This window comes from Muricoprocola aceti (assembly GCF_025567005.1).
GTDB classification, from domain to species: domain Bacteria; phylum Bacillota; class Clostridia; order Lachnospirales; family Lachnospiraceae; genus Marvinbryantia; species Marvinbryantia aceti.
On sequence record NZ_JAOQKE010000014.1, the window covers coordinates 22,625 to 44,298 of the forward strand.

25 protein-coding genes and 1 pseudogene are annotated in these 21,674 nt (G+C 43.5%); 1 reads left to right on the top strand and 25 read right to left on the bottom strand.

The window, feature by feature from the left end:
* Positions 1 to 415 precede the first annotated feature (415 nt).
* Positions 416 to 871: a helix-turn-helix domain-containing protein gene (locus OCV47_RS10820; protein WP_262655100.1), complete on the top strand. Its 456-nt coding sequence runs from the start codon at positions 416 to 418 to the stop codon at positions 869 to 871.
* Positions 872 to 1,001: 130 nt separating this feature from the next.
* Here OCV47_RS10820 and OCV47_RS10825 read toward each other — a convergent pair whose 3' ends face one another.
* From OCV47_RS10825 to OCV47_RS10945, 25 genes and pseudogenes are all read right to left on the bottom strand, one after another.
* Positions 1,002 to 1,304 carry a hypothetical protein gene (locus OCV47_RS10825; RefSeq protein WP_262655101.1) on the bottom strand — a complete coding sequence of 101 codons (303 nt, stop codon included), beginning with the start codon at positions 1,302 to 1,304 and terminating at the stop codon, positions 1,002 to 1,004.
* Positions 1,305 to 1,452: 148 nt separating this feature from the next.
* Complete coding sequence (locus tag OCV47_RS10830) at positions 1,453 to 2,475, bottom strand: DUF6017 domain-containing protein (protein ID WP_262655102.1); 1,023 nt, start codon at positions 2,473 to 2,475, stop codon at positions 1,453 to 1,455.
* Between the two features lie 297 nt (positions 2,476 to 2,772).
* A complete protein-coding gene (locus OCV47_RS10835) occupies positions 2,773 to 3,210 on the bottom strand; it encodes a DUF6075 family protein (RefSeq protein ID WP_262655103.1) in 438 nt (145 codons plus the stop codon).
* A 116-nt stretch (positions 3,211 to 3,326) separates the two neighbouring features.
* Positions 3,327 to 3,959: pseudogene (locus OCV47_RS10840) on the bottom strand (stage V sporulation protein AD); the annotation flags it as partial.
* Between the two features lie 181 nt (positions 3,960 to 4,140).
* A complete protein-coding gene (locus tag OCV47_RS10845) occupies positions 4,141 to 4,551 on the bottom strand; it encodes a hypothetical protein (RefSeq protein WP_117449791.1) in 411 nt (136 codons plus the stop codon).
* 79 nt (positions 4,552 to 4,630) lie between these two features.
* The gene (locus OCV47_RS10850; protein ID WP_262655104.1) at positions 4,631 to 5,647 is read right to left on the bottom strand and encodes an asparaginase; all 1,017 of its coding nucleotides are present in this window, start codon (positions 5,645 to 5,647) and stop codon (positions 4,631 to 4,633) included.
* 19 nt (positions 5,648 to 5,666) lie between these two features.
* Positions 5,667 to 7,826: a complex I subunit 5 family protein gene (locus tag OCV47_RS10855; RefSeq protein ID WP_317244324.1), complete on the bottom strand. Its 2,160-nt coding sequence runs from the start codon at positions 7,824 to 7,826 to the stop codon at positions 5,667 to 5,669.
* Positions 7,827 to 7,841: 15 nt separating this feature from the next.
* Positions 7,842 to 9,317 (bottom strand): complex I subunit 5 family protein, encoded by a 1,476-nt coding sequence (locus tag OCV47_RS10860; protein ID WP_262655105.1) that lies wholly within the window; start codon positions 9,315 to 9,317, stop codon positions 7,842 to 7,844.
* On the bottom strand, positions 9,314 to 10,789 hold the full coding sequence (locus tag OCV47_RS10865) for a complex I subunit 5 family protein (protein ID WP_256300844.1): 1,476 nt from the start codon (positions 10,787 to 10,789) through the stop codon (positions 9,314 to 9,316). The genes OCV47_RS10860 and OCV47_RS10865 overlap by 4 nt, the downstream gene beginning before the upstream one ends.
* Before the next feature lie 17 nt (positions 10,790 to 10,806).
* On the bottom strand, positions 10,807 to 12,321 hold the full coding sequence (locus tag OCV47_RS10870; protein ID WP_256300842.1) for a complex I subunit 5 family protein: 1,515 nt from the start codon (positions 12,319 to 12,321) through the stop codon (positions 10,807 to 10,809).
* Entirely contained in the window at positions 12,321 to 12,704 is a 384-nt protein-coding gene (locus OCV47_RS10875; RefSeq protein ID WP_262655106.1) for a sodium:proton antiporter, read from the bottom strand. Before OCV47_RS10875 ends, OCV47_RS10870 begins: the two co-directional genes overlap by 1 nt.
* A gap of 4 nt (positions 12,705 to 12,708) precedes the next feature.
* Positions 12,709 to 13,671, bottom strand: a complete 963-nt coding sequence (gene mbhE, locus OCV47_RS10880; protein WP_256300839.1) for a hydrogen gas-evolving membrane-bound hydrogenase subunit E — start codon at positions 13,669 to 13,671, stop codon at positions 12,709 to 12,711.
* Positions 13,664 to 13,948: a hydrogenase subunit MbhD domain-containing protein gene (locus tag OCV47_RS10885; protein WP_117449785.1), complete on the bottom strand. Its 285-nt coding sequence runs from the start codon at positions 13,946 to 13,948 to the stop codon at positions 13,664 to 13,666. Before OCV47_RS10885 ends, mbhE begins: the two co-directional genes overlap by 8 nt.
* Complete coding sequence (locus OCV47_RS10890; RefSeq protein WP_117449784.1) at positions 13,949 to 14,323, bottom strand: cation:proton antiporter; 375 nt, start codon at positions 14,321 to 14,323, stop codon at positions 13,949 to 13,951.
* Entirely contained in the window at positions 14,310 to 14,702 is a 393-nt protein-coding gene (locus OCV47_RS10895; protein ID WP_256300835.1) for an MrpF/PhaF family protein, read from the bottom strand. Before OCV47_RS10895 ends, OCV47_RS10890 begins: the two co-directional genes overlap by 14 nt.
* Positions 14,689 to 15,171 (bottom strand): Na+/H+ antiporter subunit E, encoded by a 483-nt coding sequence (locus OCV47_RS10900; RefSeq protein ID WP_256300833.1) that lies wholly within the window; start codon positions 15,169 to 15,171, stop codon positions 14,689 to 14,691. Before OCV47_RS10900 ends, OCV47_RS10895 begins: the two co-directional genes overlap by 14 nt.
* A 108-nt stretch (positions 15,172 to 15,279) precedes the next feature.
* Entirely contained in the window at positions 15,280 to 15,759 is a 480-nt protein-coding gene (spoVAC, locus tag OCV47_RS10905) for a stage V sporulation protein AC (RefSeq protein WP_117449782.1), read from the bottom strand.
* Between the two features lie 12 nt (positions 15,760 to 15,771).
* Positions 15,772 to 16,197: a stage V sporulation protein AB gene (locus OCV47_RS10910; protein WP_256300831.1), complete on the bottom strand. Its 426-nt coding sequence runs from the start codon at positions 16,195 to 16,197 to the stop codon at positions 15,772 to 15,774.
* Positions 16,194 to 16,835 (bottom strand): stage V sporulation protein AA, encoded by a 642-nt coding sequence (locus OCV47_RS10915; protein WP_262655109.1) that lies wholly within the window; start codon positions 16,833 to 16,835, stop codon positions 16,194 to 16,196. The genes OCV47_RS10910 and OCV47_RS10915 overlap by 4 nt, the downstream gene beginning before the upstream one ends.
* 49 nt (positions 16,836 to 16,884) lie before the next feature.
* The gene (locus OCV47_RS10920; RefSeq protein WP_262655110.1) at positions 16,885 to 17,604 is read right to left on the bottom strand and encodes a SigB/SigF/SigG family RNA polymerase sigma factor; all 720 of its coding nucleotides are present in this window, start codon (positions 17,602 to 17,604) and stop codon (positions 16,885 to 16,887) included.
* A 2-nt stretch (positions 17,605 to 17,606) separates the two neighbouring features.
* The gene (gene spoIIAB, locus OCV47_RS10925) at positions 17,607 to 18,044 is read right to left on the bottom strand and encodes an anti-sigma F factor (RefSeq protein ID WP_117449660.1); all 438 of its coding nucleotides are present in this window, start codon (positions 18,042 to 18,044) and stop codon (positions 17,607 to 17,609) included.
* Positions 18,045 to 18,054: 10 nt separating this feature from the next.
* Positions 18,055 to 18,390, bottom strand: a complete 336-nt coding sequence (locus OCV47_RS10930; protein ID WP_117449659.1) for an STAS domain-containing protein — start codon at positions 18,388 to 18,390, stop codon at positions 18,055 to 18,057.
* 110 nt (positions 18,391 to 18,500) lie between these two features.
* Entirely contained in the window at positions 18,501 to 20,114 is a 1,614-nt protein-coding gene (locus OCV47_RS10935; RefSeq protein WP_262655111.1) for a tetratricopeptide repeat protein, read from the bottom strand.
* Between the two features lie 12 nt (positions 20,115 to 20,126).
* Positions 20,127 to 20,273, bottom strand: a complete 147-nt coding sequence (locus OCV47_RS10940) for a hypothetical protein (protein WP_256300822.1) — start codon at positions 20,271 to 20,273, stop codon at positions 20,127 to 20,129.
* Positions 20,266 to 21,564 (bottom strand): bifunctional folylpolyglutamate synthase/dihydrofolate synthase, encoded by a 1,299-nt coding sequence (locus OCV47_RS10945; RefSeq protein ID WP_262655114.1) that lies wholly within the window; start codon positions 21,562 to 21,564, stop codon positions 20,266 to 20,268. The genes OCV47_RS10940 and OCV47_RS10945 overlap by 8 nt, the downstream gene beginning before the upstream one ends.
* Positions 21,565 to 21,674 lie beyond the last annotated feature (110 nt).

Consider the following 21,674-nt stretch of genomic DNA (forward strand, 5'->3'; position numbering starts at 1 on the left):
GTATGCCATACTACCTGCCAAATTCTTTTGCATTTTCCCGGTTCTCCTGACTTTAACTAATAGAGGGGTAAAACAGCAGGGACAGGCAATGTATATACACTGCCGGGCATTCACCACAAAAGCGGGATCCTCCCCACTTTTGGAATCTTCGCTTCACTCAATTTTATATTTTATGAAAACATAAAGGAGATTTTTTATATGGCAAACTTCACGGATTATCATAAATATGTTTCCAATAAACGCACCTACCACAAGATCTGCCAGATCAGTAACTTAAATCGCCCAGGCTTCCTGTGGGGTATTACAATAAGCACTCCTCCTTTTTATAAAAAAATCATAGAATTTTTGTTGTAGGATTCTCTCTTATATAGTAGGATAAGTTGTATACTTATTTTTGAAAATTGGAGATACTGTTATGGGATATGGAAAAAATCTTGCAAATGCGATAACCGCCAGAGGTTGGTCTGTTGCAGAAACAGCACGCAGATCCGGTGTAAATGCTAATACCATCCACACATCAATCCGCCGTGATTCCTCTATGCGATATGATCTCGCACTGAGATTGTCTAATCTACTTGGCATTGATATAAAGCTGATATGCAGGGAAAATCCTTTCTCACAGACAGAAACAGACTCTTTATCTGAGACTGACGGTCTTCTTTCTGCCCTAAATACGAACAGTGCTTTGAAAAATCGTATGTCCCAGATTCTTAATCTGTACTCATACAGTGATTACCCATTACTTGACCAGATCCTTACTCAGTTTTATATACTGGATGAAGAAGGTCGCAGACAGGTTCTGGATAGTCTGGAAGTACAGATGAAACGCCATACAGATTCGAAATATGAAAAACATCTGAAACAGATATAGCATATTCAGATTGAAGGGTACAAAAAATCGCCACAGAATTTCTGCAGCGACTTCTTGTTTCTCTTGCCATACTGAATACACTTCATTATCTTTACTTTATGCCACCGTGACACAAAGTCATTTTCAATAATCATGATCCTACAAACTCTGCCAGACCAAATTCTATACTCCTCATAAGTGTTGTCAAACCGGTACCAAAGAACATCACCAGACTACTTCCTGCTACTATTGCAAGGATCACACCAATCGTCTGCCAGTCCTGCGTGACTAATATCATCATCAGTACCATGAATCCCGCACATGCCAGTATAAGGCCATGCAGCGCATACCCAAGAAGTAGAAATACATCCAGGATTCCCAGCAATGCCACAATTCCTATGATACACACAATTGCCATTAATTTTAATATCAATCTTCCAACTGTCCTCAACATGTACCTTCCTCCCTTTTCTATTCCTGACCATATTGTTTTTCTTTTATCATACTGAAAATATCTATAATGGTCAATATGTGATTATATTAAAATTTTATGTATTTTTATCTTTGTTGTACTTTATGTCACTTTGTCGCAAAGTTATTTTTTATGTACTGCCAAACAAATCGTGATTAACCTCTGCCTGGTAAAAACTATTCATCGTGGCCGGTGCATTATATAATGCCGTTATCAAATAGGTTTTAATGTTCTTGATTTTCGTCGTATTCTTTTTCATGCATAACAGGACATACTCTATGTGGGAATAATTGATTTTCATAAAACGATTTTTCACAATGGACACTGGCTTGTCCACTCCTGCAATCCGAATCATGCTGTTATCTGGCATCATCATGACCTCCACCATCAATTCTACAAGATCATCTACCTCTTTCTGATTATGACACTGATATTCAATATGGTCCTGTATCAACTGACGATAGATGCTCATTTCTTCCATCACATCCATCCCATCCTGTATATCCTTATCTGTCTGATTGATAAGATAAGATGGAATACTATCAGTCTTATTTCTCTCTGTATCATTCTTTTCAGTCTTATTAGATTGTGATTTTCCCAATTCCTGAGTTGCTTTTTTCATCATTCCAGAATTGTGATTTTCATTATTCTTTGATGATGATTCTGGAACTTCCTGAATTGTGGTTTTCACAATTTCTGAATTGTGATTTTCACCATTCTTGAATTGTGATACATCCCCCCGCTGTTCTGATATACTATTTTCCTTTTCCGTAGTCTTTTTCATGTCCTGTAATAAGAAATTCTTCACATAGATCACATTTGGTCTGCCAAGCCCCAGACGTTTCTTCTCAATCAGTCCAATTCCTTTTTCACTGTCAAGTTCTTTCATCAATTTCACAGCCTTCTGGGTTCCGCAGTTCATCAGTTCCGCTACTTCATCTACTGTAAAAATAATGTATACCCTGTCTTCTCCATCAAGCCATCGGTTCTTAATGCTCAGGCTCATACGATCCAGCATCAGACCGTATAATACCTTTGCTTCACAGGAAAGTGTCTGAAAACATTCCGCAGTAAACAAAACTTTTGGGATGCGATAAAAGCTGTACTGCTCCGCTTCCATTCCCCTGAAATAATCAAACTGTATCTTATGCATCCTAATCCCCCCTGTTCATTTTCCTGTCTCCATCGACCCAGAAGTCCATAGATTACCTCTTCCATCTGCTCTTTTGTATAGGTAACCGGAAAATAGTCATTTTATCTTTTCACAAAGATTGTCACATTCACTTTCTCATTTTCACGTTTCGTCAAAATCCTGTAAATGGCATCTTCTGTCAGTGCTTCTATTTCTGAAGTATCTCATAAAAATAGGGATACTTGATTTTACAGGTATCCCTATAGTCTATCAATTATCTGGTAGCTCTCTATTCACTTCCCCTATATACTCAATATATTAGCCAGTATATTCTGGATAACGAATTTGTATTGCCTGCCAAAAATATGGTGCATATACACAGCAAAATAAATCTTCCACTGTATATCTCTTGCATTCATCTATCTGTTCTTTAATATTATTATTATCTGTATTAATACTTGGTATTCCATTACAATAAAGATTAAATGCCAATCTTACCACTTTCAGGCTTCCATCAGTTTGCCATCCCTCATGTAAACATTTGGGCTTCACACACCCATTCTTAAAATTGTAAATTCTGTTCACATTTTTTCTTGTATCATTATTGATCCCCAGGCAATAACACAATGCCATGTGATACACGTCCTGATAACGTACCTCTTCTAACTTTTCATAATAAAATTTTTCATGTTCTTCATTGATAAATATAATATTATCTTTCTCATTTTTCTTCCTTTCCAGTGTTAGGTCTGTCATATCTATACCTCCATTTTTACTGAATCAGCTATTTTCAGTTATAAATATCCTCTAATAGTTTGTGTGTAGAACCATTAGTAAATTAATACGCCTCTTCTTTGTTATGGTTCTATTTTACACGCCGCCGGTGCCATACAGGCTCCCATATTCATTGCGTCCTGTACTCCAAAGTCTGTTACTTTTCCTGCTGTGATGCCGGTGACTCTCACGTGTCCACCCGTTTTTCCCAGTACAAAAGCACCGCTTCCGGTAACGGTCCAGGTGGCTGACAGTGGTCTCTGATTGCCATAAGCTAACGGAAAGCGGAACTGTTTCTCTGCGCTGGCAAAATGACTGGACGTTACTGCTGCCGTATAATCAGCATAGCCGCCTGCCACTGTCATAGCCGCCAACGCCAGCGCTTCCCCGCAGGTAGAACAGGCTCCATACAATCCAAACCATGGGATTCCAAAACTCTCCAGTCCAAAAGATGTGGCAATCAGCTGTCCCAGAAGATCTCCTCCATACAGATAACGGATCTGATCCTTTGGAATTCCAGCATCCTCAATTGCTGTGGTAAGTGCCTCCTTCTGCATTTCGCTTTCTGCCTTTTCCCAGCAGTCTTCCCCAAACAAATCATCCTGGGAAACAACAGAAAAAGCACTGCCCAGCGGTCCTTCTCCTTCCTTTTTTCCTACCACGGATGAAGTACCTATGATGTGCGGTGCTCTCTGAAAGCAGATGCTCTGTCTGCCCTGTGTCTGATCCATGCCATAACCTCCTGCTATCCTTTTGCCAGAAGTATGTGCATTTCTTTTCTATTTTATTTATACTCTTATGTTTTTCTCTTATTTTTCTTAAAAGAAAATGGCATATTTTTCTGTTTGCCACGTATGATATACTGTAAGCACCATTTGAAACAGTGCGCAAATGGAACATGTTATTTGAATCCTACAGTATTTCATCTTCTTCGCAGACTCTTCCCTGAAGAGCGGCCTGCAAAGTAGAAAGAATCTGTCTCACTTCTTCTGCATCGAGTGCATCATAGGTGATCGCATATACTTTCTTTATTTTGTGTTCTGCAAAGTAAACCTGATCTTCCGAATTCGCAAAATCCTCTGCAGCCTCTTCAAATACCATCGTATCATGTGTTAAGGTCAGTTCCATCAGGTCCATTTCCAGCCAGAGCTCGATTTTTTCCTGATAGTCCGGCAATAGCTCTGCCATCTGTGAAATACTGGTCTCCTGAGGAATCAGATAGTACTCTGTCAGCATTTTTTTGACAGGTTTGACCTGCTCTGCGGATTTTTTTGCAGTCTGGTGATGTGCGCTCTTCTTTTTGGTATTGGTTTTATTTTTCATAGTCATTTCTTTGCCTTTCTTTCGCTGTATCTGTTATGAGCATTTCTCGCTTCACTTCTGTGTTATGCTTCAGTCCGGACTAATGATTCTGTTCCGGGCTGAACATAATGTCATGATTGATCTTTTTATAGAATTTCTCCCGGAAACCATCTGGATCAATGCTCTCCTGCAGCGCCCACATCGTCTTTGCCACAGTGGCCTCCAAAGTCATATCATAGGACTCCAGCAGAGAGAATTCCCGTTTAATCATCTTTCCTACCTGATAAACACTCATATCGCTGCCTTCATGGGTAACCTGGGTCGCCATAATGACGATCTTTCCTTTTTCTACAAACCGCCTGATTGCCTGATAGAATTCATCATCCCCATAATCTGGAAGACCTCCCACTCCAAAGGATTCAATGATCAGGGCATCGGTAGTCTCAGCCAGAGAATCAATAATTGCTCCACTGCTTCCCGGAATCAGCTTCAACAGGAATACCCGGTCATCCAGCTTATGGTAGAACCTTATTCGGTCTGTAATATGATTCTTATCATCAATATAAAATATAATCCGTCGATCCTGTATCACTGCAATATCGGGATAATTGATACTGGAAAATGCATTATAACTCTTGGATCGCTCCTTCTTTGCTCTGGTGCCCGCTATGACAGAGCCTCCGAATACAATATTGGTTCCGTGTGCTTTGGGATGTGATGCAAACCTCAGGCTGTCCAGAAGATTGGCTCTCGCATCGGTAATCGCCAGGTCTATCGGTTTCTGTGCTCCGGTCACCACAATCGGCTTTAGATTGTTCTGAATCAGATAAGAAAGCGCTGCTGCCGTATACGCCATGGTATCGGTTCCGTGACAAATGACAAATCCATCATAATATTCATACTTCTTCTCTATCAGCTCTGCTAACTGCGTCCATTGTCTGGAGCACACATTGGTACTGTCCAGATTAAATGGCTGAATGTGGTCAATTTCACAGAATTCTCTGGCTTCTGGAACATAGGATAACAATTCTTCCGCTGAGATCTGTGGTGACAGGCCTTTGTCCGTATATTTTGATGCGATAGTTCCTCCTGTTGCAATTAACAGTATTTTCTTCATCTGTTTCACTCTTCTCCTTTTAATTCAACCAAACCGCTGAAACAAGCAGATAAATCAGTGTAATACACAATCCCAGGGAAAACAGCAGCAATCCATAGGACATACTTCTTCCGATCAGAATCGTATTTTCTCTGAATTCTTCATACCACAGAGACAGTTTGTGGATAAAATCTGTCTGACACGGATGCTTTTTCCAGATCGTAGCATTGCACAAGTGTTTGACTGCATTACACAGCTTACCAAGTACATGGGTCAGATGGTTGCCCTCTTCCGGGTCGGTCTTTTCCATGCTGCCATGATAGACATCTTTTTTCATCTCTACAATAATCGGATCCTGAATCGTATCAAAGAAACTGGCTTCCACATACCCTGCCAGCGGCTGTATCTTTGCTGACACATCCACCAGTTTATCCAGCAGACTGCTTACTCCCCCTCCAATTACCGGGAGTATCTGCAAAAGTACCGGTCGGTAAAGATAATCCTCCAGATCCAGCACTGCCGGCCAGCGGTTTACATATTCTTTTGTATTACCATTTTTCTGCATCATCCAGGTACGGATCACAAAAACATAAACCAGAATACCAATACCAATAGAGATCAGGCTTCCTGACAGATTGCCAAAGCTGTAATAAGCTACTTGTCCTGCCATCTCTTCTGCACCCATAAATTCCTGTCCCATATCTGCGATTCGATCCATCGTCAGATGAGGCACAATTCCCATCACAGGAAACAGCATGGCGCAAACTGCCAGTACTGCTGCGCTGACACGATTCATATAATGCCCTTTTAACGCATCATAGGCCGCCTGTGTCTGCGCATTCTGATTTTCTTCCACAAAGACAGCCACATATAGTTTACACATATACGCCACCGTCAGACCTCCACTGATCAAAAACAGCCATTCTATCAGACGAATATCTGAATAACCCAATATTCCACTGCCTGTCTGTATCTGTTCACTATATTCTACAATACCTTCATGCAGCAGTGTCTTACTGATGTATCCGGAAAAAAATGGTACGCCGCTGATTCCCAGTGCACCGCCTGAAAATATTGCCTTCAGAAGTGGCTTATTTCTTCCAAATCCCCGTATCTCATTCAGATCCAGTCTGTGCAGGTTCATGTAGATCACACCGGCAACCAGAAACAAAGTAAGTTTAAACAGGGAATGATTCACCATATGGAGCATGGTTCCCCGTACTGCCAGAATGTTTTCCTCTCCAAGCAACCCCTGCATGCCGATTCCTACCAGTATAAATCCGATCTGAGAAACAGAGGAGCAGGCAAGTGTTCTCTTAATATCCACAGAAAAGACTGCCAGCACCGCACCAACCAGCATAGTCAGTACTCCCAGCACCAGCATGGCTGTTCCCCAGACTGCATCGTGCAGAAAAATTTTACAACTGATTACCAGTATGCCGAAAATTCCGGTCTTTGTCAAGATACCTGACAGTAATGCACTGGCAGGTGCCGGTGCTGCAGGATGTGCTTTCGGCAGCCAGATATGAAGCGGAAATACTCCGGCTTTTCCTCCAAATCCGATCAACATACAGATGCATGCCGGCAGAACATTCTTCCCCTGGCATGCCTGATACAGGTCATCGATGCGCAGGGTGCCTGTCTGATGATATAGTAAAAACAGTCCCATTAAAATGGACAGACCTCCGATTACCGCAATCGCCAGATAAGTCTCTGCTGCCCGCAGCGATTCTTTTCTCTCATCCTGGGCCACCCATACATAAGAGGTAAAAGACATCAGTTCAAAAAAGATCAGTGTAGTATACAGATCTGCAGATAACAACACTCCCTCGGTAGCTCCCAGTGTCATCAGTGAAAAGAGATAATAGCGATTTCGATTCCTGTAAGAAGCAAAATACTCCCCAGAAAATAATGTGGTCATCATCCACATAAAAGCTGCAATCAACGCATAAACAGATCGAAATCCATCACTTTCAAATGTCAGCCCCATCTGACAGATACCGGGAATCTGGCAAAATACCCTGCTGTCCCTGACGGTAAGTAAAAGTACCAGCAGCATCAGGAATTCTGCCACCGTCACTGCTGATGCCATCCTGTCACGCAGAAGCTTGTCTGACCTTCCCGCAAGATAGGTAACTGCTGCTCCTGCCAATGGGAAAAATACGATCCAGGCTAATAAATAAATCTGTGTTTCCATCATCTTACCGTTCCCCCTCTAATACAGTCCATTAGCCACATCCGTAAAGAATCTGACCAGTGGTGCGGACCCCAGTCCCAGGCCTGCCACGCCTGCTGCAAACAGCACCAGCGGCACACACATTCTCCAGGATGGATCCCTGATTTCTCCCAGTTCTTCATAGTGGAACTCTTTCCCTGGGAAATATGCCCGAAATACAATCGACATCATATAGATCGAGGTAAGGAACGCTGAAATCAAAAGACAGCCAATTCCCAGATATGCCTGCACTCTTCCGCTGTCCACTGCTGCCTGGGCAATATTCCATTTACTGATAAAGCCGGCCAGCCCCGGTACTCCCATCAATCCAAGGGCAGATACCAGGAAACATCCGAATACCACTGGCATCTTTTTGGCATATCCATTCAGATCATCGATAAACGTCTTTCCGGTCTGATGCATAATGGCACCTGCACACAGAAACGAGCAGATCTTCATCACGGCATGGCATACCATATGGGTAAGTGCTCCAACCAGTCCCAGAGGAGTCATGATCATGGCACTGAAAATAATATAAGAAAGATTGCTGATTGTGGAATAGGCTAGTCTTCTCTTTATATGACGTTCCATCACTGCTCTTGTGCAGCCATAAACCACGGAAAACATGGCCAGTGCCATCACCACAGCCTGCACCCAGGTCCCCCTGAGAAAATCCGTTCCGAAACTGTAGTAGGTCAGACGGATAATTGCAAATACGCCTGCTTTTACCACAGCCACTGCATGAAGCAGTGCCGTGACCGGAGTCGGTGCCACACCTGCATCCGGGAGCCAGGAGCCCATGGGAAACATGGCAGCCTTTACTCCAAATCCCAGGCAAGCAATCAGATATACCACCAACAGTACCTGCTTCTTCTCTTCTGCTTTTGCCAGATCCAGTACACCACCAAGGACAAAATCCAGCTGGCTTCCATATACCATCAGAAATACAATTCCAATCAGTGCAAACGCCGCACCGCCAAGGGAATAATACAGATATTTCCGTGTGGCATGAATGGCCTGGCGGCTTAAGCTGTGCATAATTAACGGGACTGTTACCAATGTCAGCAGTTCATAAAAGAAATACATGCTCAGCATATCCGATGCGTAGGCGATTCCAAGTGTTACCCCATATGTCACAGAGTAAAACAGGAAAAACACTCTCTGATGCTGTTCCCGTTCCATATATTCAAAGGAATACAGCATGGCCAGCGGCCACAGAACCGCTATCAGCACAGAAAATACCATGGACATTCCATCTATACGAAAAGAAATAGAAAGTCCCTGCATAAAATGAACTACTTCCAGTGTTCCCTCCGGGCGATTCCAGGCCAGAAGAAAAACCAGCAGAGAGGTCACCACCATGACACATTCCAGATAAATTTTCATGATTTTCTGATTTGGAAAAGGAATCACTTTTACCAGGATTCCTCCAATGATTGGCAATAATATTGCAACTGTCATCCAATATTGGCTCATAGCATGACCTCCACAATTTTTTCCACATACTGTACCAATGGTCCGCAAAAGATTCCCAGCAGCAAAGCCAGAAGAGATAACATACTTACCGGAATCAACATGGCCAGATTTGCTTCTTTTCTGATCAGATGTGCATAATCAAACTCTTTTCCAGGCAGGAATCCCTTCATGCTGACAGGCAGCAGATACCCTGCTGTCAGCAGTGCGCTGATCAGAAGTACAACCGGCCCCAGAACTGCAAAAACAGAGGTTCCCGATGAGAGTGCTCCTTCCGCCAGATACCATTTGCTGATAAAGCCACTGGCTGGCGGAATACCAATCAGCGCCAGCGATGCAATGGTATAACACCATATGGTCACCGGCATCTCCTTGCCGATTCCGGTAAGCTGATCCGTTCTGATCTTCCCGGTGCAGAAAATCACAGCACCTGCACAAAGGAAGAGGCAGGATTTGATACATGCATGAAACACCACATGAAGCAGAGAGCCTGTCAATGCCTGGGGCTGCAAAAGTGCAAGCCCAAAGAGAATATAAGAGATCTGACTGACGGTAGAATAAGCCAGCCTTTTCTTCAATATCTTCTCCCGGTACGCCAGCATAGAACCCATGAATACCGTTATCAGTGACAATGTCAGCCACACTGTCTGTACCCAGGTACCCCGGATCATTTCCGGACCGATAATCTCATACACTACGCGGATTGCTCCCAGCACACCCATTTTAACGATCACACCGGAAAGAACTGCACTGGCCGGTGCCGGTGCCGCCGGATGAGCAGTCGAGAGCCATCCATGCATGGGAAACATACCGGCTTTTACGCCAAATCCCAGAATCATCAGGCAGGCACATACCAATATCAGTGTCGTATGCCCTTCTGCCGCTGCAAGATCCAGGGTTCCGCCCGGTGTAAAATTCAAAGATGTAGTATATCGATTCAGCATATAAGTGCTAAACAGAACCAGATATGCTCCGCTTAAGGAATACAGCAGATACTTCATACCGGCTGTAATGGCCTCTCTTGTCCGGGTATGCAGTACCAGCGGTACCGTGGTTAATGTCATCATTTCATAGAACAGATAAAAAGTGATCAGATTGCCTGCATAACACAGTCCCATCAGCACCCCATATACAATCAGAAAAAATCCGAAGAATCGTTTCTGATCCTGCTCTTTTTTCATATATTCTCCGGCAAAACATATTGCCAGGATCCAGACCAAAGTAACCACGGATGCAAACAGTTTTCCGATTGCATCTACATGAAAGTACACCGGGAGATCTTTTCCCAGTGAACACAGATGCAGTGACTGCGGATCTCCCGTCAGATTCCATACCAGAAAACATGCTGCAATCACCATAGCTGCCAGAGATCGCCTTGCCAGTTTTTTTTCCGTATATTCTCTTTTTCCCTGAAACATCATCAGTCCTGCCAGCACAGGGAAACACATATTTAATAAAAGAATACCTGCTTTCATTCTTAATCCTAAGCCCCCTATGAGAAATTCTGCAGACCGATTCCAATGATATGTACAATCGGCTGTGACATCATTCCAAGCACCAGATTCAAGGCAATAAAACAGATGATTGTCAGTCCATACAATTTCTGTCTGGAGATATGGAAAAACAGATAGCCCTGCTGTTTTTCAAATGCAGGATCCTCCGGCACATAGATTCGAATCACTGTTTTCAGAAAATAGACTGCATTTAATATCGTACTGACAGCCAGGACAATCACCGTTGGGAATATCTTCACCGGTGCATTATTGGCCACTGCCGCCTGGGCAAACAAAATTTTGCTGACAAACCCGGCAAAGCATGGAATTCCAACCATGGAAAGTGACCCCACTGTAAAGCCTATACCGGCTATCTTATTCCGGTACCCGGAACCGGTCAGTTCTGCGAAATGACGGCTTCCGTTGGATACATCTGTCAGTCCGATGGCAGAAATAAACAGCATGGATTTGGTCGCAGCATGCATCAGGATATGAAAGACACTGGCCACCATTCCTGCTTCTGTTCCCAGTCCAAATCCCATATAGATATAACCAATCTGTGCCACAGAAGAAAATGAAATCATTCTGCGTATATCATTTTCCCAGATGGCACTGACAGAGCCGAAGATCATGGCGCAGAGTCCAAAGACAAACAGTACATTCAGGATATTGCTGTTTCGAATAATATCGATACCGATTACCCGGTAAAATATCTTAATCAGCAGGAAAATATAACCTTTGGACACCAGACTGGATAACATCGCCGCGGATGAAACTGTCGAATACCCATAAGCATCCGGAAGCCAGGCATGAAATGGAAACAGTGCACTTTTAATAGAAAGTCCCACTGTAATCAATCCAATCGTGATCAGCATCGGCACACGATAACTGCCCTCTGCCATGATCTGCTGCACAGATTCTTTGATATTGGACATCAACAGATGTCCGGTCAGGTCATATAACATACAGATCCCCATCAGCAGCAGACCGGATCCCAGAAGGCTCATGATCATATAACGGACTGCAGCTTCGATGGTACGTCCATTCTGACGGATCATAATCAGACCACAGGCTGAGATGGTATTGATCTCTACAAATACATAGGCCGTAAACAGGTCATTGGTATAGATCAACGCCAGCAGAGAGCTGAGCAGCAAATCTGTCAGAATATAATATATGTTGTGTTTGGTAATCTCTACCTCATCTTTTAACTTCTTTCTTCCGCCCAGCAGGGACAACAGCATAATAATGGAAAAAATCAATGCCATCAAAGCTTCCAGTGCGCCGGCTCGAATCTCATTCCCCCAGGGTGCCGGAAAATGTCCCATCATAAAGGTAAAGCTTCCGCCCACCTCCAGCAGATAGGAAAGCAGCCAGGCTGACATCGCTCCTACCAGTGTGATCACCGCTGTATTCAGCCATTTTGCCTGCTTCTCAGGCAGCACCGAACTGACAATTCCTGAAAACATGGACAGAATAATGGAGAAGAAAGGCACATTCTGTACAAAAGCCATCAGAGTCCCTCCTTCTTCAATCTGGCTGATATCTCATCCAGATCCAATGTATGATATCTGCGGTACAGACGTACCGTCAATGACAGCATCAGTGCAGTAACGGATACTGACACCACGATTCCTGTCAGCACCAGTCCGCTGGGAATCGGATTGATGTAGGTATTCACATACTGAATCCCATTCACCACAATCGGTGCCAGCCGTCCTTCTATGTACCCTTTTTCTGCCAGAAACAGATAAACAGAGGAATCCATGATATTCAATCCGATGATTTTTTTTATCAGGTTTTTCTGAAAAAGCAGATTGGCAAATCCGATTCCGAATAAGACCATTGCCACTTCTTCTCCAATATTGGATATAAAATTTGCTCCAAATAACAGCATCTTTTTAGAATCCTCCTTTCCGGAACAACGCAAAGAATGCATACATGGTGCAGGCCACTACCAGACCCACGCAGATATTCAGTGGCAGAATCAGCCCACTGCTGATAATCGCTCCTGCCTTTCCCAGAGGAATGCCGCTTTCCAGATGATGTGCTCCGGTATAAAAGGAATAACTCTTTGCCAGACAGTAAAAAGTCAGTGAACCAAAACTTATCCATTTATAAGTCTTTTCTGTAAAGAACCGCTCGATCTTCTGAAATCCAAAAGCATTCAGATACAGGATCAGTCCGGCTCCAATAATCGCACCTCCGGAAAATCCTCCCCCCGGTGACAGATGCCCATTCAGGATCACATAAATTCCAAAAATAAAAATAATCGGCACCAGTACTTTGGTAATGGTCTGGAGGATAACATCATTCTTCGGTTCATAATAACTGTCCCTGCGTTCTTCCGCCTCTGCACTGTCTTTTCCTTTTTTCTTATCATTGCGCAGCAAAATCAATACAGTACAGGTAGCAATAAACAATACATTAGACTCTCCAAAAGTATCAAAAGCCCGATAGTCCAGAATCATGCCTGTCACAATATTTACAGCTCCTGTATCCTGCAGTCCGTCTTCAATATATTTGGCTGCCACTTCATTACTGCCTGGATTGCTGCTGCTTCCCACAGCTGGAAGGTAAGAGACCTGCACCAGCAAAATAGTAATCAGCGCCAGACAGCACAAGACGCCTGCCACTTTATAAAACCGACGGAAAAATCCATAGATTGGGTTATGTTCAATGTCATATGTCTTCTCCAGCATCTTTTCATGATCCAGACGATGCTTTTCCAGCACTTTCTCATCCAGGATCTGTTCCCGCTCCAGTGTCAGTTCCTCCGCTTTCTCCTCTGGCTGGCCCTTTAAGGCTCGCCAGATCCGATACACTGCCGGCTTTTTGTTTTCCTCCTGTCTGCTTTCATTCATGTCTTTTTCCTCCCTGATCTTCTCCATCCTGATCTTGATCCGCTTCCATGCCATGAATCTTTTTCAAAGTGGCAAAAAACAGAATCGTCGTCACGCCCGCACCTACCGCGGCTTCTGTAATGGCCAGATCCGGTGACTGCAGCAATATCCACATGATGGACATAATCAGACTGAAACTCATAAAAATCAAAATAGAGTTTAACAGATTTTTAGAAAAGCTGACGGAAACGGCACACAATACCAGAAATGCCAGCAGCATATATTCAAAGATCTTCATTTATGCATCCCCTCTCTGCTGATTCTGCTCTTCTATACTTTTTCGTATCTCATCTGGGACCTCGCACTTTTGCTCCAGCTTTGGATTGGTCACCGCCTCCAGTCTGGCAATCAGATGAGACGATACCGGTGAGGAACACCATAAAAAGATCACCACCAGCGCCAGCTTTGCTGTGGTGAGATTCCATCCGGACAGCAGCATCAGACCAAGCAGAGAACTTCCGATTCCCAGCGTATCCCCCATGGCCGCTGCCTGCATGCGGTCCAGTACATAACGAAATTTAAATAATGCAAGAATCTGTATGCCAAACAAAAACATACCAATCAGTAAAAAAATAATTCCCAGTGCCAGACGCACCCAACTAAGAATTACCATGCTGCTCCTCCCCTTCTGTGATGTCTTCCGGCAATGCTGTCTGTTCTTTTTCTCCAGCTGCCGCTTTCATCTCCTGTCTTTTCTGTTCCTGATCTTTTTTCTCCAGATAGACACCGGTATATACCTTTGTCAGAACTACTACCGCCAGGAAACTGATCATGGCATAGATCAGACAAATGTCCACCAGATATCCTTCCTGAAGATACAGGGCAAGGATCGAGATAATAACCATAACTATGGTTCCCATCATATTTCCTGCCATCAGACGGTCCGCAATCGTCGGTCCCTTCACTGCGCGAAGCAGACACAGGAACAGCAATACCGCCAGATAAATCAATATGATAGAAAATATCCACGGACATTTGCTATAGATTTCCATTTGTTTCACCTATCCTTTCCATATGTTCCAGCATCTTTACAAAGCTGCTGTTTTCCATCCCCTCTGCCAGCGACCGGTCCAGGCAATGAACAATCACCTCATCTCCCTGAAGCGATACAGTAATAGTTCCCGGCGTCAGTGTAATGGAATTGGTCAGGATCACCCTGGCCAGACCGGACTTTAATGTAGTATGAAAAGATACCATCACCGGGTGAATCTCATCTCTGTCAGATAATACAAAGTGACATACTGACACATTCGCCCTTACAATCTCGATCAGGAGATTGCCCAGATAAAGCAGGAAATATCCGCTTCTCTGGATCAGCAGTTTTTCTTTTCTCCAGCTGTAATCCATGAATTTACATACAAATCCAAACATCAAAAAGGCAACTACAACTCCAAAGATACAAATCTCCGTTGTAATCGCCCCGTTGAAAATAATCCATACAAGAAAAAATAATAAAAGCATCGTTCTCACTCCTCAGATTTCTGGTGATAATTATACCATGTTTATCCCGTAAGTGGAACTTTATTTTACAACAATTATATTTTTTTCCTTTCTTCTTATATTTTTTTGTCAGATCAGCCAATAGATCACACCCAGCACCCAACTGGTAAAAATGCCGTACAGAATTACCGGTCCGGCGATATTAAAGATCTTGCATCCTATCCCGAATACCTGTCCTTCTTTCTGGAATTCAATTGCCGGTGCCGCCACTGAGTTAGCAAATCCGGTGATCGGAACCAGTGTTCCTGCTCCACCGAATTTAGCCAGTGGCTGATACCAACCTGCAGCCGTCAGAATAATACTGAGCAGTACCAGTATCACAGAACACCATCCTGCTGCCGTCTCTTCATCCAGCCCCAGTGTATTTCCCATATGAAGTAATATCTGTCCAAGCAGACAGATCGCTCCACCTGTTACAAATGCTTTCAGACAGTTTTTTATCACACTGTGTTTTGGTGTCACTTTTTTTACATATTCCTGATATGACTGATTTCTTTTTTCTCTGTTCTCTGACTTTTCTGTTTCTTCTTTTTCTGCGTTTGCACTCATCTTTTTTCTCCTTTACCAGTTCTCATAAAACTGCAGCAGACTGCCGGTCATTTTTCCCAGAGCCAGACTCCAGATAATCGCCCCGATTCCTGTGGTAATCCCAATGCGGCGGGAAAATACAGGAAACATATGCACCATCTCTGCCAGAGCCATAATCCACCCTCCGGTATAAATTCCTGCACTGAGTCCCAGCACCAGAAGCCCTGCTCTTCCCAGAGGTACCGGAAGCAGGTATACCGTCAGGCAGCTTCCAAATACCGCTCCCAGGAAAATCATACTTTCATACCATCTGTTTTCTTTTGCCGTATGGGTGATGCCAGTCAGTCTAGTTATAATTCCCAGCCCTACGATCAGGGCAATCACACCTCCTGCTACCAGAAATCCACAGCTGAAGGCTCCGGCTGCCATAACCACATATTGGATCACTAATCTTTTCACCTTTTTTCTCCCGTTGTCTTTTCCTGCTGTTTTCTTACCCCATAATTGGACATAATTGTCTGATTCACATCTTGCTCATAGGTATGCATCTGTACGTCCATAGGCGTAGGGTCCGTTTCGATTCTTTTTCCGGCAAAGTGATTAAAAAATAAAATAATGCCAATCCCAAGTCCAAAAGAATACGCCAGCTCCAGTACCGTAAAGCCATCTGAAGTCTGCCCTGTAAATAACAGATAGACATCTGCAAATAATCCACGGATATCCACATCGTTATTAAATGTCATAATAGAAAATGCTGCTCCAAAAAAACTCAGGACACTGACCAGGATTGTTTTCAGATATCCGATCAAACGACTTTTTCCCTTTTCTTCTTCATAAGTAATGATAAAATCCGCTTCGCCCAGATTCTCAATTTTCAGAGATGGGTACTCCTTCTGTATGGCCTCCAGCACATCCAGAACCGACTTTACATATCTTCCAGGTTTTGATATTTGCAGATTACTCAGTTTCAGCGTCTGTATTTTATTCTGTACAGACGAATTGGCACAGGCTGTCTGTGCAATATCCTTCACGGTCAGATTCTTCTGATGTACCAGAACATTACTGTCAATCTTCAGATATAAGGTTTCTGTTGCCACATGATCCCTCTTTTCGGTGTATATTTTCTGTCTCTATCTTTTCCATTTTTCAGTCCTTTATACATAACCGCATTTTCTTCAGTATCTTTTTTTCCATCCTGGATATCTGAACCTGTGTTTTCTGCATTTTTGCAGCAATCTGAGACTGCGTCATTTCCTCATAATAACGCATATGAATCAGACTTTTTTCCTCTGGATCCAGTACCTTCAGCATATTCTCAAGCAAAACATGATTCATCAGTTCACTGACGGCATCTCTCCTGTCTTCCACCTTATCTTCCAGACAGATTTCATTTCCATCTGACTGATATACAGATTTTTGAAGGGATTCCAGTTCCGCAGAGGCTTCCATAGCCATGACAATTTCTTCTCTTTCCACTCCGGTTGCGTCTGCGATCTCCTCTATGGATGGTTCTCTTCCCATCTGTACCGTCAGCATTTCCCTGGTCTTTGATGTCTGATATGCGATATTTTTCAGAGATCTGCTGACCTTCAGCATCCCATCGTCTCTCAGATAACGTCTGATTTCTCCAAGAATCATTGGTACAGCATAGCTTGAAAAGCGAACATCCATGTTCAGGTCAAAATAGTCCACTGCTTTCAGCAAGCCAATGCAGCCGATCTGAATCAGATCCTCCATATCTGTTGTTTTTCCCTGATAACGCTTCACCACATGCATGACCAGTCCCATATTTTCTTCTACCGCTGCTTCTCTTGCTTTTTTATCCCCCTGGTGTGCACATTCAATCAGCCACAGGGTGCGATCCATCTCTACTTCCTTTCAAATCTTCCTATTCTTTTCCGCATACATACAGTGGTTCCCTTTCCTGGTTCTGATTCCACTGACAATTCATCCATAAAGGCCTCCATAAATGCAAATCCCATGCCAGAACGTTCTTCATCCGGTTTGGTTGTATAAAGTGGCTGCATAGCCAGTTCCACATTTTCGATTCCCACTCCATAATCCGTAACCTTCACCAGAAGTTCCTGATCTTCCATGCGGCACTCTATGTATATTTTCTGCACTTTATTTTCATATCCATGTACAATGGCATTGGTCACAGCCTCAGAAAGTGCCGTTTTTACATCCGCCACCTCTTCCAGTGTAGGATTCAGCTGTGTCATAAAAGCCGCCACTGACACCCTGGCAAAGCTCTCGTTGCATGGACGGCTGTCAAATTCCAGTTTCATTTCATTCGTCTCGCTCATGTTCTCCCCCTTAAAACATATTAGATGGCACTGCCTGTCCTTCGTATATATCCAGGACTTTATAGACACCGGACAGTGTCAGAATTCTCCTGATTCGTTCATTCACATGTACGGCAATCACTGTTCCTCCCATAAAACGCATATTCTTATACCGACCCATAATGACTCCAATACCGGAACTGTCCATAAACTGAGTTCTGGAAAAATCGAACACAATCCGTCTGATATTCCGGCTCTGCAAAATCCGATCAGCTTCTTTTCTCAGTTGTTCCGCATTAAAATGATCCACTTCTTCTGGAAGAAAGATCTGTAAATCAGTTCCTGAAATTTCAAAATACTGTTCCATTTATACTCTCCCTTTCACTATTTCACTTGAATTTACTTATCTTGTGCAAAAGAAAAGAGCCACCGCATTGTCTGCGGCAGCCCCCTTTTTCGAGGTTCCTCATTTGTTTTTTAATACGTCTGTACCCAGATACCATTTTCATCATAATAGCCATTGCCAGTATCTGTATTTCCGGCATCCTGTGCTACACTGTTCTGATCCGCTGCTGTATACGCATCCTGCGTAGTCTGACCTGCTTCTGTGCTGGTGGTCTGATTGCTGTCAGAAGAACTACTCTGTGTGTCCGCAGTGTTTCCAGTACTCTTGGACTTCGCTGTTGTCAGCACGGAACTGTCTGTAATATAAGAAGAAAGCAGTTCCTCATACTGAGGAAACCGGACGATTGTTTCAGCCAGAGTCTTGTCTGCATTTTCCGTATCATTCAGATTATAGTATGAAAATGCCAGATAATACCAGGCATCATACTGTGTCGGATCTGCTTCTGTTGCTTTTTTCAACGCCTCTGCTGCTGTCTTATAATCTCCTGATGAATAGGCCGTTGCTCCCTGACTGTACAGTGAACTGTACATGGCGCCTTTCACACTGTTCAGCAGACTTTCATATAATGTCCTGGCTTCACCTTCCATACTGTCTGCCTCGATCTCTCCCAGTGTATTTCCTGCTGCATTCTGATCTCCGGAAATAAACTCAGTGGCTGCTTTCAGAAGGGTATCATATCCATCTGCCTTATCCTGTGCAGCCTGCATCGTGTTATTCGCCTCATCCACTTTAGCCTGATAATCTTCGATTTCCTTTTCCAGGCTGGTGACTTTAGCAGTTTCTGAAGCCAGCTTGGTATTCGCATCTGTGACAGATTTGCTTGCTTCCTGGTTGATCTTTCTGGTATTTGCCGGGATTCCCAGGAACCAGATCAATGCTGCTCCCAGTACAAATCCCATGAAAATATTCAAAAAGGTAGCCATCGTAGAACTGTCACGGAATGTGGTTGGCTGGATGATGATATCATTACCATTCTTATAAGTTACCGGTCCCAGAAGATGTGGTTCCTTCTCTTCCCCATCTACCGTCTTTCGAAATCTCCTGCTGCTTTTGTTCAGATTGGTTCCCACTCCTGTAGCCTCTTCCACCTCATGGAGATAGCGAAGTGTGGTTGTATTCGTAGTATCAATCTGTGCCGCTTTTTTCAACAGCTTTCTTGCCTTTTCGTACTCCTGCTGCTTCATATAGATCAGCGCCAGCAGATGATAAGCCTTGATCAGATTGGGATTCTGAGACAGAACCTTTTTCAGCTGAATCACGGCCATATCCTCATCGTCCTGTTTACAGTACAGCAGCGCCTGATTATACTTCTTTATAGTCTGGTTGATGGTCTCCAGTTTGTTTTTATTGGACTGCAGCTTTGCAATATAGAAATCTGCCGCATTATTTTCTTCCATGGTATTCTTACTGATGACCCATTCACTCAAGGCGGAAACCACTTCTCCCGTCTCATAATACACCAGACCCAGCAGGTTTCTGGCATCAATGTTCTCTTTATTAAACTTCAGGCTTCGCTTCAGACAGGAAATTGCGCCAGACAGATCCCTGACACTGGCCTTCTCCAGTCCTTCATTGTATAACAGATTGGATATACGGACAATTCGCTTCTGCAGCGTCACGTCTGCTCCACATCCGGTACAATAATCAATTGCAGATAAAGGTGTCCCGCAATAAATACATCTCATAGCGTGTCCCCCTTATCTCCTCTTGTTCTTTTCTTCCTGAATCATTTCTTTTAAAATATCTGTAACATCCGTAAAGTCCCTTTTATATATAGCATCTTCTGCTTCATTTACATCCAAGCTGGGATGAAACTTTTTCAGTTCTTCTTCATAGTTAATCATGCTTTTTCTCCTCTATTACTCTCTTCACTTCTCCTACCAGATACAGGGACCCCACGCAGAACAGCAGTCCGTCCCCTTTCTTTTCCAGCGCAAGTGCAAAGGCATCATCTATATCGCACACCGGAGTCACCGGTACATCAGTGTATCTGTGGAATACTTCTGCCAGTTCCCCTGCCGGAACAATTCTGCTTCCGTGAATCTCTGTTACAACAACTTCCTGAATGCAGCCCGTCTGGCAGATGGTATGTACCATCTCCTCATAGTTCTTTTCTACCACCGCAGAAAACAGCATGACAATTCTGCGGCCTTTTCCAACCTGACGCAGGGTACGTACAAATTCATGTACACCATCTTCATTATGTGCACCATCTACAATGACTCCTGGAAGAACCGTCTCCATTCTTCCCTGCCAGCGGGTAGTACGGATCGCATTCAGACGAGTCTCAAGTGAAATCTCATGCTGTGGGTCGATCTCTTCCATGGCCAGAAGTGCCAGTGCACTGTTTCGTACCTGATACGGGGCCAGATAAGGTACCGTAATTTTCTGTCCGCAATAATACGGTGCATCAAACGTATAATCCACACTATGGTCTGTGGATCCCAGTATATGAAGAGTCTCTTCATACAGTGGCACTGCCCTGGCATTCTGTTCTTCTGCTTTTTTGCATATTACTTTTTCTGCCCGTTTCTCTCTGCCATCGTAGACAACTGGTACCCCCTGCTTAATAATACCTGCTTTTTCGCCTGCAATCTCTTCTATGGTATCTCCAAGGATCTCTGTATGATCCAGACTGATGGAGGTAATGACTGTCACAATCGGATGCTCTACAATATTGGTTGCATCCAGCCTTCCGCCCAGACCGGTCTCCAGAACCAGATATTCCACTCCTTCTTCTTCAAAAATCACCATTCCAATCGCAAAGAGAAGTTCAAAATAAGCCGGATGATAAAATCCATCTTCCTGCATCTCTTTCACAATCTTCATCACTTTATCATAAGCCCCAAGAAAAATTTCATCACTGACCGGAATATTATCAATCTGAAATCTCTCGTTCATCTTTACCAGATGAGGGGAAGTAAATAATCCGCATCTTTTTCCGCCTGCTGTCATCATCGAAGAAAGAAACGCGCAGACTGAACCTTTTCCATTGGTTCCAGCCACATGGACTACCTTCATCTTCCGCTTTGGATGTCCGATTCTGCAAATCAGTTCCTGCGTATTCTCCGGTTTATTCTTTGAGGTAAACTTAGGTACACTATTGATATAAGCTTCCGCTTCTTCATATGTCATCTTTTCTTCATCTTCCAATCTCTTAGTTCATCGTAACCCTTACATTCGGTTCCTATTTATCATATATACTTCATTCTGTGATTGCAAGTAAAACTTTTCGCAGGATTCGT